This is a genomic window from Frisingicoccus sp. (genome assembly GCA_016298055.1).
In the GTDB taxonomy this organism is placed as follows: Bacteria; Bacillota; Clostridia; order Lachnospirales; family Lachnospiraceae; genus Frisingicoccus.
On record JAEDDO010000055.1, the window covers coordinates 1 to 12,831 of the forward strand.

The following is a 12,831-nucleotide window of genomic DNA, read 5'->3' on the forward strand; positions in this document are numbered from 1 at the left end:
CTGCCCCAGGCATGATCGATCAGCAGTTCCGCATCCACGCCAAACATCCGGTATAATAAAGCCGGATCCGCCATCGCCACATCTTCCATCGTAAGCATCCCTGCCCGTTCCAGACGTCCGGCAATTCCCCGGCCGATCCTCCAGAAATCTGTCATCGGCCGGTAACGCCACAAAATCTTGCGATAACGATCCTCATCCAGAACAGCGATGTGTTCTTTCCCATGCTTTGCAAGAATATCCATAGCAATCTTGGCAAGATACAGATTCGTCCCGATACCGCATGAGGCTGTAATGCCTGTCGTCTTCAGAATATCTTTCATAATCTGTATGCCAAGTTCCTGTCCGGACATGTGGTACATCTCCAGATAATCCGTCACATCCATAAAAACTTCATCGATGGAATAGACATGAATGTCCTCTTTCGAAATATACTTCAGATAAATACTGTATATTTCTGCCGAATAGTCGATATAGAGCTGCATTCTCGGTGGTGCCATAATATATTCCACATTCTCAGGAATCTCAAATACCCGGCATCGTCCCGGAATTCCCAGTGCTTTCATCGCCGGAGATACCGCCAGACAAATCGTCTTGCTGGTCCGCTCAGGATCCGCAACGACCAGGCGGCTCTTCATCGGATCCAGTCCACGCTCCACGCACTCTACCGAAGCATAAAAAGATTTTAAATCAATACACAAGTATGTCCTTATCCTATCCTTCATGTTCTGATGCCTCTTTTCGTACATATGTTTGTTTTTTACATTATATCAGAACATAAGTTTGTTTTCAAGTACTATACCTGTTTTAAAAACTGTATAATTTTGTCATAATTCTCCGGACGATGGGGAAATGTACAGTCTGTGCATACCTTTATAGATCGTCCCCCTTTTTCACTGTATTTGGGATTTCCGAGACACTTCTCCTTAAAATACATGGGACAATAACAAAACAGACAATTCAGTTCCTCTAATCCTTTGTGGCAGGGAAAATATTTGCAGTCCCTGTTTTCAAAAAATTTATAAGAATTTTCCATAAACAAATTCACTTTCTATCGCTTCTTATATTTTCTGACCTTATCTACAAAGGCTTTTGCAAATCCGGGATTTGACGGATAATAAAGATGCGGAAATCCAAGCCACTGATTTCCTTTTGCAAGGATACAGGCATATTCCTGACCGGATACCGGTTTTCTGCCGATACAGTCCATCCCGTTTTGTGTGCTGTCGTAATAGTGAAATTCATGACCCTTGATCTTCGCATTTGCGGAAAGAAAATTACTTTTCTTTTCCCGGAGCTCCACATAACCAAAACGGACAAGTTTTCCCGTATAAAAGCATTCGCCTTCGACCACATCCGCCATCGGATATGCGACGCCCTCAGGATCAATAAGCGATGAATGCAGATACATAAAACCGCCGCACTCGGCAACGATCGGCATGCCTCCGGCAGCTGCCCTTTTTACAGACGCCCGCATCCTTCTATTGTCACTGAGTTTTTTAGCATACAATTCCGGATAGCCTCCCCCGAATAACAATCCATCACATTCCTTTGGAATCTCTTTATCATGAAGCGGCGAAAAGAAAACCATTCGGGCGCCGAAGCTTTCAAGTAATTTAAGATTATCTCTGTAATAAAAACAAAAAGCTTCATCTTTTGCCACACCGATGACCGGTTTGTTCTCCTTCGTCTCCCTTGACATGTCAGGTAGATCCTTTGAATCATAGGACAGATTTTCGGCATGGGCTCCGATTTCTTCAATCTGTTCAAGAGAGACGGTCCTTTCAAAGGTTTCCGAAAGCTTTTCAAGTTTCTTCCTTATATCGGAAATCTCTTCAGGCATGACAAGCCCCAGATGTCTGCTGCCGACAGAATTTTCTTTTTGCTCCGGAAAATAACCGACAACTTTTATCTTTAATTCTTCTTCAATAAGGGGTTTCATGATATGGTAATAGGACTTTGACATTCTGTTCAAAATGACACCCTTGATCAGATGTTCCGTATCATAATTTAAAAAACCGGAAATCAAAGCAAGAAGGGATCTCCCCATCCCCTTTGCGTCCACGACCAGTATAATCGGTGTTTTGGTGACTTTTGCCAGATGATAGGAGGAACCTTCCTCGCGTATACCGCCAAGACCGTCAAACAGGCCCATGACACCTTCGATCACAGCAACGTCATCCTCTGTTCTTCCCTCCAGAAACAATCGCTTTACATCTTCTTCTGCGGAAAAAAATGTATCCAGATTTTTAGAGGGAATCTGAAGCACGGTTTCATGGAACATAGGATCAATATAATCCGGCCCGCATTTATAGGAGATGACCTTCTTCCCCTGATTTTTCAATGCCTGCAGCAGGGCACAGGTAACCAGCGTTTTTCCGCTGCCGCTTTTTGGTGCCCCGATCATTACACGTTTTAATCTCATTTTCTCTTTCCTCATTCTTCAAAAAAGCGGAAGGAACATATCCATACCGGATTTTCTGCCCGCATCAGATGATACCCTCCGGCTTTTTTGCTCCGGCTGACCTGCATCTGGATCATCTCCTCTTCCCGGATCTTAAAATTTTCCAGACAATTTTTTATCTCAGCGATCGTCTCCAGACTGATCGCGTTGATGACGATACGCATATTCGGATTGATATTGTAAAGTTCCGATAAAATTTCTTTGAGATGTCCGCCGCTGCCACCGATAAATGCATGGGTCGCCGGCAAAAGTTCATCCATCTTTTCCGGTGCCTCTGCCTCAACAATCTGTATATTCTGAAGATGAAATTTCTCCTTATTGCTTTTAATCAGAGAAATCGCCTCCGGTTTTCGCTCAATCGCATAAACAAAAATATTATCCGACAGGCCTGCAATCTCCATAGCGATGGAACCTGTACCGCTTCCGATATCATAGACAACAGCCCCTTTATATAATCCAAGTTTGCAGATGCTGACGTCTCTCACTTCTTCCTTTGTCATCGGCACTTTGCCCCGGATAAAATCGTCGTCCGCTTTTCCGTGCGTAAACCTTTTCGGAGACACTTCCGGATTTTTTATAAAGCAGGTATACAGGCCTTCCCCATCCAGCTCCGGACATTCTTCCGGCGTCAATCGGATGATTTTTTCTTCCTCATAGGAAAGCTGATACCCGACACTCACCTCACACCGGGAAAGTCCCGACTCAAGAAGCAACGTGCCAAGCTTATGGACATCCTTCACTCCCGACATAAGCAAAAATGTCTTTTCCCGGCATCGGATCTTTTCCGCAAGATTATACACATCTTTCCCATGGATACTGAAAACCCCCGCATCCTCATAACTTTCTCCGATGCGGGAGGCCAGGCAGGCCACCGAAGAAATCCCCGGTAAAATGCGCACCGACCCTTGTATATTTTTCATGCGGATCTCTTTTTCCAAAGCCTGAAAGACATCCTTACATCCACTGTAAAATCCGCTGTCTCCTGAAAAAAGTATGACAACCTTCCGTTCTTCAAAAAACACATTCTTCTCCTGAATCTCCTTAAGATAGGGAATAATCTGCTTTGCAAGATAATAAGGCCTTTTTTCGATATGCGGGCTGTAGGGAGCAATCATCCGCTCCGCTCCGAGAAGAATATCCGCACCTTTTATGGCTTCATAAACTTCCAGCGTCATATTACGAGCGTTTCCCATTCCGATCCCCGCAAGGACAATATCCATAGGGCCTTTTCGGCAAATCTTCGTATGACAAATCTGTTCAAGCTGATCACAGATCTGGGCAAAGGAATAGCCCTCTTCTTCTTTTCGTTTAATCACAAAAACCTCAATACCGGCCTTTTTGGCCGCCTCCAGTTTTTCTCTGTATCCTCCCGCATTTCCGCTCTCTTTTGTAACCAGACAGCCAATCTGAAACTGACGGATCAGAGCCAGATTCATCTCTTCTGAAAAAGGTCCCTGCATGGCAATGATCTGTTTTCCTTCAATTCCCTGTGACGTACAAAGGGAAAGACTTTCCGCACCGGGAAGAATCCGGACATAAAGACGTTTTTTTACACCGTCGGAAGAACAAAATTTTTCCAAATCTTTAGTACCTGTTGTAAGAAGAATATTTCCCTCCACCTGCTCTAAAGCTTTGGCACACAGACTTGCCGACTCAAAATATTTCCGATTTATATCTTCCCCTTCGGTATCATTCTGCCGAAGAAGCCGCATGTAAGGTATGCCGGTCCCCTCCACGGCTGCCTGAATGTTTTTCGTCACAATCTCCGCATAAGGATGGGTCCCGTCAACGACAGCCGCAAAACTGCCCTTTACAATAAAATCCCGCATTTCTTCCGGCTCCATGCGTCCCCGATGGATCTTCCTGCAGGGATGATGTTTTAAAAGGATTTCACCATATTCGGTCGCCACACATATCCTGTGATGGATTCCGGAATCACACAGCACCTCAGATAATTTCCTTCCTTCAGTTGTCCCTGCAAATATCAGTATTTCTCTCAATTTGATACCCTCGCTTTGTAATCAGCTTTCCGTTTATGATTTCTGAGCCTGAATTTCCTATAAACACGGTTGTAAACATGTTTGTCTCACAGTTTCTCAATTCTTTCAGTGTACAGGTTACTACTTTTGTTCCCTCACGTCCGATATTTTCCACATATCCGCAAGGTCTGTCTTCCTCAATGATATCAAGAAGAATATCACAGGCTCTCTTTAAATAATCTTTTCGCTTTCGGCTGGACGGATTATAAATTGCCATGGCAAAATCTCCCTCTGCCGCCGCCCGAAGCCGTTTTTCAATCTTTTCCCAGGGCGTCAGAAGATCGCTCAGACTGATCACACAAAAATCATGATTCAGGGGTGCCCCCAGGAGGGCGGCGCCGCTGCTCGCCGCAGTGATACCGGCAATGACCTCAAGTTCTGTCTCCGGATAATCTTTACCGATCTCATACATCAAAGATGCCATCCCGTAAATTCCCGCATCACCGCTGCATATCATGGCCACCTGTTTGCCTTTTTTTGCCTCCTCAAAGCACCGGATACACCGCTCTTTTTCCTGACGCATCGGCGTTGAGATCCGCTCTTTTTTTCGAAATTTTTCCCCAAGAAGGTCGAGATAGACATGGTACCCTACAATCACATCCGACTGTTCCAGAGCTTCTAAAGCCGCCCCTGTCATCATATCCTCTCTTCCCGGTCCTATACCGACCACATAAATTTTATGTTTCATCAAATCTTACTCGCCACCTTCGTTTTGCAATTCCAATTGTCATTCCGTCTTCCGCGTATTTTTTAAAGATCAGCTCACCGCCCGGTCCGGCCGCCTTCATTGCGGACCGTTCGCACACATTTCCCACGCCGACCTGACTTTTTACAAAATCCGATTCCGAAAAATCTCCCTCCGCGGATAAAAGTTCTTCACTGCTGTATGTTAAAAAAGGAATCTTTCTTTTTTGACTCCATTCGACCATTGCCGGTTCATTCTCTTTCACATCAATGGATGCAAGGGCATAGATCTGATCTTCTCGGATTCCCGCCTTTACAAGATTGTTTCGGATAAAGGCGGAAAACATCTCCGGATCTTTCCCCTTTTTGCATCCCGCGCCGATGATATATTCTTTCGGCCTTAATGTAAGTGCCGCTTCAAACTGCCCCTCCCCGGATGTTATGAGAATATCCGCTTTTTCATTTGGCGGATAGGAAATCCGGGAAAAATTTTCCGGCAATCCCTCTTCTGTATCCATATGTCCCGCCTCCACCGACAGACGGATTTTTTCTCCCGCCAGAACCTTCGCTGATATTTTTGCAATACCCTCTTTATTCTCAATAAAAAGTCCGTTCTTTTTTGCAAAAAGATCGACCGCAAACTTTTTCCGTATATCTGTCGCCGTTGTGATGACAGGCACTGCCCCGATACACTCGGCAATGCGGCAAGCCAGTTCATTTGCTCCGCCGATATGTCCGGATAAAATCGGTATGACATAATCGCCCTTTTCATCTATGACGATGACCGGACTGTCTGAAAGCTTACTGACAATATGGGGAGCAATCGCCCGCACAGCGATGCCGCAGGCCCCGATAAAGATCAACCCATTTCCCTTTGCCATCTGTTCTCCCGCCCAGCAGACAACAGGCACATCGATCTTCCGAACGCTTTCACCGATACCCGAAAAATAGGTGCATTTTGTGAAAAGTTCTGTTTCCTGCTCTCCCAGTTTTTCGGAAATCATTTCGGAAAGCTTCGCACCATTTTCTGTAAAACTTATAATACTTATTTTCATTGTTCTTTTTCCTTTGCCTGTCGGAATTCTGTAGAAAAATCAGCCGCATAAAGTCTTGATTTTTTATAATTCTGATGAGTGATCACATCCCCGACAAGAACAAGTGCTGTTTTTGTAATGCCATGGGCGTGGGCCGTCTCATACAAAGTTGACACTGTACATGTAAAGGCTTTCTCATCCGGCCAGGTTGCTTTATAGACAATGGCTGCCGGTGTATCCGGAGAATATCCGCCCGCGATCAGTTTTTTACTCAATTCCTCAAGCATACCAGCACTCAGATAAATGGCCATGGATGCCTGATGTGCCGCAAAACTCTCGATACTTTCCTTTTCCGGAACCTTTGTCCGTCCCTCCATTCGAGTGATGATCAGTGACTGAGAAATTCCCGGAAGTGTATACTCCAGATTCAAGGAAGCCGCCGCACCGAAACAGGCACTGACGCCCGGACAGCTTTCGTATTTTATATCCATGGCGTCAAGGGCATCCATCTGCTCTCTCACCGCACCGTAAACACTCGGATCGCCGGTATGGAGCCGTACGGTCATTTTTCCTTCTTCCTCTGCCTTTTTCATAATATCCAGTACTTCTTCCAGCGTAAGCCTTGCACTGTCATAGATCTCGCACTCTTTTTTTGTATACGCCAATAATTCTGGATTGACTAACGATCCCGCATAAATAACAACATCCGCCTGATTTAACAGTTTCATTCCCCGGACAGTAATAAGATCCGGAGCACCTGTCCCCGCGCCTACAAAATAAACCATTTCTCCGCCCCCTCGCTTTTTGCTAATTCTCCCAGCTCATTTGTGTAAATAATACAATCCACATTAAGCTTCCCTTTCGAACGTTTTTCCATATAGTAACATATACGTTCCACAATACTTTTCATGACCAGATCAAACTTTTCGCTCTTTTTTAATATCCAAACAGCCTCCTCTGTTGTCACACATTCAAATAGTTTATGAATATAATGCGGCTCCACACCGGCACGAAATGAAAAGGCGGCAAGCAATTCCATGCGGCAGTCCGCTTCTCTTGAATGGGTATTCATAATACCTCCGGCCACCTTCACAAGTTTTCCGATATGACCTGCGAGAAGCAGCCGCTTAAATCCCATATCTGCAGCCATATCTATTGTATCTCCGATAAAATTGCTGCATTTCACGCTTTGATCCAGATCATAATGATAAGCCTTTTTCATGAAATCCATGCCGTAATTTCCCGGAGAAATAATAACCGAATCATGTCCCTCTGCCCTTCTCTGATTAAGCTCTATGCGGATCGTATCTATAAGAGCCTGACTGCTCATCGGTTCTACAATACCGCTTGTTCCGAGAATGGAAATACCGCCTGTAATTCCTAGTCTCGGATTAAAGGTCTGCTCTGCCAGTCTTTCTCCCTCGGGAACGGAAATCTCTATTTTCAGCTGACCGGTATAATCAAAAAAACGACAGACCTCTCCGACTTCTCGGACAATCATCTCCCGCGGAACATGATTGATGGCCGCATTTCCAACCGGCTGATCCAGCCCGGGCTTTGTGACGCGCCCCACACCGATACCGCCGTCAATCTCTATTCCCTGATCTCCCTTTTTTCCATAGGAAACCTTTGCAAAAATATGGGCTCCTGTCGTAATATCCGGGTCATCTCCGCCATCTTTAATGACCCCACATTTTACCCATAATTCTTCTCTTTGGATATCCGTCAGACAGGCATGATAATTTATCCCTTTCGGTGTCTCAATGGTGATCTCCTGTTTTTCTGTCCCGCTCAAAAGCATATAGGCCGCCGCCTTCGCCGCGGCAGCCGCACAGCTGCCTGTCGTAAAACCGTACCGCATCCCTTTATTCCTTTCTCAATTCATATAAAAGTGCATTGCAGATCGCTGCGGCCACATTGCTTCCGCCCTTTCTGCCCACATTAATAATATAAGGGATATCCGTTTCCATGATCATCTCTTTTGCCGCCTCCACATTGACAAAGCCTACAGGAACACCAATGACGAAGGCCGGTTTCCATCCTCTGTTCTGATACATCTCATAAAGCTGAATCAGTGCCGTCGGCGCATTTCCAACCGCAAAAATGACAGGTTTAGGGATTTCGGATGCTTTCTCCATACAAACAGCGGCCCGGGTCGTTCCCCGCTGTTTTGCAATTCTTGCAACCTCCTCATCCGCCATAAAGCAGTGGGCCTCCCCGCCGAATCCAGCAAGAACTTTTTTGTTGATGCCGGAGAGGGCCATATTGGTGTCTGTCACAATATCCGCACCCTTCCGGATCAGATCTTTCACAATATCTACAGCCCCCTCTGAAAAAACAAGGGTCTTTGCATAATCAAAATCCGCACTTGTATGGATCACCCGTTTCGTGATCATTTCCTCCCCTTTCGGGAGTACAATACCTTTTTTTTCGAGCTCCTCTGAAATTATCTCAAAACTTCTTTTTTCAATTTCTTCCGGGAGTACATGTTCAATTCCTTTCATTTTCTCACCTGCCGCTTTTATTTTTATACGATACCTAACCCCATACAACCGAGGCACAACAGTTCACACAAAATAGCTGTCCGGTACATCAAATCGTTTGCCCGCCGAATATCTTCAAAGGATACCTTTCGGACAGGATCGCCGATATAGGGCTTCTCTACTATTTTTCCGAAATAACTGGCATTGCCCGCAAGACGTATGCCCAATGCTCCCGCACAGACTGACTCTGTCTGAGCTGAATTTGGACTGGCATGTTTTCTTCTGTCCCGCCGGTAGATCATCCATGCTCTTTTTCCCGAATAAGCACCGCCTCCGACAAAAGCCGATAAAATCATAAGACCTGCACTGATCCTGGAGGGTATATAATTGACCACATCGTCCAGTTTGGCTGCGGCTCTTCCGAAATACATATATTTATCGTTTTTGTAGCCAACCATGGAATCCATCGTATTTACAGCTTTATATGCAAACCCAAGTACCGGGCCGCCCAGCGCCGCATAGAGCATCGGCGCGATCACTCCATCGGATGTATTTTCTGCCACCGTCTCGATCGCCGCCTTCGCAACACCTTCCTCATCAAGAACCGCCGTGTCTCTCCCAACGATCATAGATACCGCCCTCCGGGCTTTCACAAGATCGTTTTCTTTCAGACATGTATAGACTTTCATGCTCTCCGTTTTCAGACATTTTGCTGCCAGAATCTGATACGTCATGACCGCTTCCACCGTGATCCCGATTCCCGGATGAATCATGTATGCCTCACCAAGAATAATCCCTGAACCAATCATTGTGCAAGAAATTACTATAAAAACCAGGACGATGCCTCTGAAAATCTCCCCTCTTTTATCCCGCTCACCTTTAAGAAGCCATCCTTCCAGTTTCGATATCAGACTGCCGATAAGGCGGATCGGATGGGGAAGCCAGTAGGGATCGCCAAAAAGCATATCCAGAAAAAATCCGGCTGCAAATCCGATCATATGATATTTTAACATCGCTTTACTTAAGATGCGCATCATTAAGCATTCCATAAATGTCCTCCATATTCAGATAAGCCCTCAATGTATCCGCCAGTTGATCATATTGTCTCTCTTTAAAATTTTTATAATCCTCAAATACACCCTTGTCAATAGTAAGTCCCTTTTTATCCGCCAGAGCTTTTATGATCGCGGATGCAATATGTCCTCTGTCAAAAATGCCGTGAACATAGGAACCGTAAACATTTCCCTCATCTCCGCCAATAAGGACCGAAGGTGTTTCTCCCTCTTTTGTCGTACAGCCCATATGAATTTCATAACCGCTGTAATCCATTCCGGAAAGTTCCGAAAAGATGCCCCCAACTTTATTGATTTTTCCTTCCGTCTGACATCTTGTTTTCTCCCTTTTAAGCTCGGTCATCACATCGAGAAGTTCCATTCCCCGAATCTTTCCGCCTTCTTCCACGCCCTCCGGGTCTGAAATTTCTTTGCCGAGCATCTGATAGCCGCCGCAGATCCCAAAGACCGGAATCGTCTCCGAAAGCTTTTTGACTGCCGCCTCAAGCCCGTTCTGGCGCATCCATTTCAAATCCTGAATCGTATTTTTACTTCCCGGCAAAAAAATCACATCCGGATGTCCAAGTTCGGAAGCGGAAGTCACGTACCGCACAGACACCTCCGACAACTGTTCAAACACATTAAAATCCGTAAAATTGGAAATTCTGGGATAGCGTATGACCGCCATATCAATCTTACCGATCCGCGTCTCACTAAAACGTTCCGTCAGACTGTCCTCATCTTCCAGTGCCAGTTCCATATACGGGATGACACCGACCACCGGAACACCGCCTCTCTCTTCAAGCATTTCAATCCCCGGATCAAGTATAGTTTTATCTCCCCGGAATTTGTTGATAATCAGCCCTTTAACTCTGGATTTTTCCTCTTCGCCAAGAAGCATCAGCGTTCCAAGAAGCTGTGCAAATACGCCGCCCCTGTCGATATCGCCCACCAGAAGCACCGGCGCATCCGCAATTTCCGCCATGCCCATGTTGACAATATCATTTTCCCGAAGATTGATCTCCGCCGGGCTTCCCGCCCCTTCAATGACAATGATATCCGCTATCTTTTCCAGTTCCCGGAAGGCTTTTTTAATCTCCGGAATCAACTGTGTCTTATACTTAAAATAATCTCTGGCCCCCATATTTCCGACCACTTCGCCATTGACAATGACCTGAGAGCCGGTATGGCTGGTCGGTTTCAGTAAAATGGGATTCATACACACCATCGGCTGTATCCCCGCAGCTTCCGCCTGCATCACCTGGGCTCTTCCCATCTCAAGGCCTTCCTTCGTAATAAAAGAATTCAGCGCCATATTCTGAGACTTAAAAGGGGCCACCCGATATCCGTCCTGTTTCATTATCCTGCACAATCCCGCCGTTAACAGACTTTTTCCCGCATTTGACATTGTGCCCTGAATCATGATCACTTTTGACATATCACTTCATGCCTTTCTGTATTTCGTATATTTCAATCCTTTTATTTGTTTTCATCGCATAATCGAGCAGTTCCTTATTCAGCATTTCAAAACTGCCAAAATTTTTTCGGGTACAGATCACACGGCCGCATTGATCGATGATCTGCTTTGCCTGCTCTGCCAGATCTACAGCCATCGGTTCAAAAGCCTTTGCCCCTATAACATTTACCGCCAGAGCCTTTGCCGGAGGAAAATCCAGATCATTCTCATAGAGTATGCCTGCCGCAAAAGCTTTCCCCTCTCTTTGCAGCCTCCGAAAAACAGGTCTGCCGGTACCGCCTCCCGCAATAACAAAAATCTCCGGTACACCTTTTACCGGCTCTAATTCCATATTTCCGTTTTCCTCGTCAAAACTGCCTTTTGTCATATCGAATAATCGCTTTATGTACCCTTCTGTAAAAACTTCACCCGGAGTACCGTATTTTTCCGTGTATTCACCTTTTAAGCAGAGAATCTTGTCTGAAACCCGCTCTGCCAGCTCAAGTTCGTGCAGTGACATGATCACCGTGAGTTCCTTCTTCCTCCGCATTTCCTGCAAGAGGGATAAAAACTCCAGCTTATATTTGACATCCAGATAGGAGGTCGGCTCATCAAGGATCAGTATCTCCGGTTCCTGGCACATGGCCCTCGCAAGCATGACCCTCTGTTTTTGTCCGTCACTGATCTTCGCAAAATCTTTTTCCCGGATATCTTCGATATGAATAAGTCCGATGGCTTCCTCCACCACCCGTTTATCCTCCTCTGACAAAATTCCGAACCGCCCTGTATAGGGATAGCGCCCTGTCGCCACCACTTCCTCGCAGGTCATCATTTCTGTTTTTATCTTTTCAGTAAGCACCACAGACATTTTCTTTGCCCTCTCATCCGCTTTCATATCGGTCAATGCTGTTTTCCCAAGATAAATGACACCGTCCAAAGTTTTAAGCTGTCCCGCAATACTTTTGAGCACGGTCGATTTTCCTGCTCCGTTCGGCCCGATCAGAGTTAAAATCTCACCCTTTGGCAAAGAAATTTCAATATCTTTTATGACGGCCTTTTCCTTATATCCTACACAAAGACGCTTCGTATAAAAATAATAACTATCCATATTATCCTTTCCCTCTTCTTCGGTTCTGCATGACCCAAAGGACGACCGGCGCCCCAAAAATTGCCGTCACAGTGCTGATACTCAGTTCCGTCGGTGCAAATGCCATGCGTGCGATCAGATCACAGGCCAGACAAAATGCACTGCCGCCCAAAAAGCTGGCCGGAATCATCCAGATGGGCTTTGCCGTCCCCATATAAGCCTTCATCAGATGGGGAACCGCTATGCCGACAAAAGAAATCGGCCCTGCATAAGCGACGACGCATCCGGATAAAACACTTGATAAAAGAATAAGCAATATGCGAAGGCAACGGACATTTACCCCCATGTTTTCCGCATAATTTTCACCCAGCTGATAGGCACCGATCGGTTTGGACAGCATAAAAACAGCAAAAGATGCAGCCAGCACAACGACCGTCATCACACAGACATTGCTCCAGGACATGCCCGAAAAACTTCCCCGCGACCAGTTGTGGAGATTGACGATATCCGCATCCTGGGCAAAGGTAACCATAAA

At 45.7% G+C, this 12,831-nt stretch carries 13 protein-coding genes; all 13 read right to left on the reverse strand.

What is annotated here, in order from left to right:
• Positions 1-722 (reverse strand): Y-family DNA polymerase (locus tag QZZ35_RS06035; RefSeq protein WP_442899872.1); only part of this gene is annotated, 722 nt, incomplete at its 3' end.
• A gap of 71 nt (positions 723-793) precedes the next feature.
• Positions 794-1,033, reverse strand: coding sequence for a cysteine-rich small domain-containing protein (locus QZZ35_RS11635; RefSeq protein WP_291236585.1), 240 nt, complete (start codon positions 1,031-1,033; stop codon positions 794-796).
• Positions 1,034-1,048: 15 nt separating this feature from the next.
• Complete coding sequence (locus QZZ35_RS06045) at positions 1,049-2,422, reverse strand: cobyrinate a,c-diamide synthase (protein ID WP_291236586.1); 1,374 nt, start codon at positions 2,420-2,422, stop codon at positions 1,049-1,051.
• An 11-nt stretch (positions 2,423-2,433) separates the two neighbouring features.
• Positions 2,434-4,461, reverse strand: a complete 2,028-nt coding sequence (gene cobK / locus QZZ35_RS06050) for a precorrin-6A reductase (RefSeq protein WP_291236587.1) — start codon at positions 4,459-4,461, stop codon at positions 2,434-2,436.
• Complete coding sequence (gene cobJ, locus QZZ35_RS06055; RefSeq protein ID WP_291236596.1) at positions 4,427-5,188, reverse strand: precorrin-3B C(17)-methyltransferase; 762 nt, start codon at positions 5,186-5,188, stop codon at positions 4,427-4,429. The genes cobK and cobJ overlap by 35 nt, the downstream gene beginning before the upstream one ends.
• Positions 5,178-6,239 carry a cobalt-precorrin 5A hydrolase gene (locus QZZ35_RS06060; RefSeq protein ID WP_291236588.1) on the reverse strand — a complete coding sequence of 354 codons (1,062 nt, stop codon included), beginning with the start codon at positions 6,237-6,239 and terminating at the stop codon, positions 5,178-5,180. Before QZZ35_RS06060 ends, cobJ begins: the two co-directional genes overlap by 11 nt.
• The gene (gene cobM, locus QZZ35_RS06065; protein WP_291236589.1) at positions 6,236-7,003 is read right to left on the reverse strand and encodes a precorrin-4 C(11)-methyltransferase; all 768 of its coding nucleotides are present in this window, start codon (positions 7,001-7,003) and stop codon (positions 6,236-6,238) included. The genes QZZ35_RS06060 and cobM overlap by 4 nt, the downstream gene beginning before the upstream one ends.
• Complete coding sequence (gene cbiD / locus QZZ35_RS06070; RefSeq protein WP_291236590.1) at positions 6,988-8,079, reverse strand: cobalt-precorrin-5B (C(1))-methyltransferase CbiD; 1,092 nt, start codon at positions 8,077-8,079, stop codon at positions 6,988-6,990. The genes cobM and cbiD overlap by 16 nt, the downstream gene beginning before the upstream one ends.
• 4 nt (positions 8,080-8,083) lie before the next feature.
• On the reverse strand, positions 8,084-8,722 hold the full coding sequence (locus QZZ35_RS06075) for a precorrin-8X methylmutase (RefSeq protein WP_291236591.1): 639 nt from the start codon (positions 8,720-8,722) through the stop codon (positions 8,084-8,086).
• A 23-nt stretch (positions 8,723-8,745) separates the two neighbouring features.
• On the reverse strand, positions 8,746-9,750 hold the full coding sequence (gene cbiB, locus QZZ35_RS06080) for an adenosylcobinamide-phosphate synthase CbiB (protein WP_291236592.1): 1,005 nt from the start codon (positions 9,748-9,750) through the stop codon (positions 8,746-8,748).
• Positions 9,719-11,191, reverse strand: a complete 1,473-nt coding sequence (locus QZZ35_RS06085) for a cobyric acid synthase (protein ID WP_291236593.1) — start codon at positions 11,189-11,191, stop codon at positions 9,719-9,721. Before QZZ35_RS06085 ends, cbiB begins: the two co-directional genes overlap by 32 nt.
• Position 11,192: 1 nt before the next feature.
• On the reverse strand, positions 11,193-12,317 hold the full coding sequence (locus QZZ35_RS06090) for an ABC transporter ATP-binding protein (RefSeq protein WP_291236594.1): 1,125 nt from the start codon (positions 12,315-12,317) through the stop codon (positions 11,193-11,195).
• A 1-nt stretch (position 12,318) separates the two neighbouring features.
• A partial coding sequence (locus QZZ35_RS06095; RefSeq protein WP_291236595.1) for a FecCD family ABC transporter permease occupies positions 12,319-12,831 on the reverse strand: 513 nt, incomplete at its 5' end.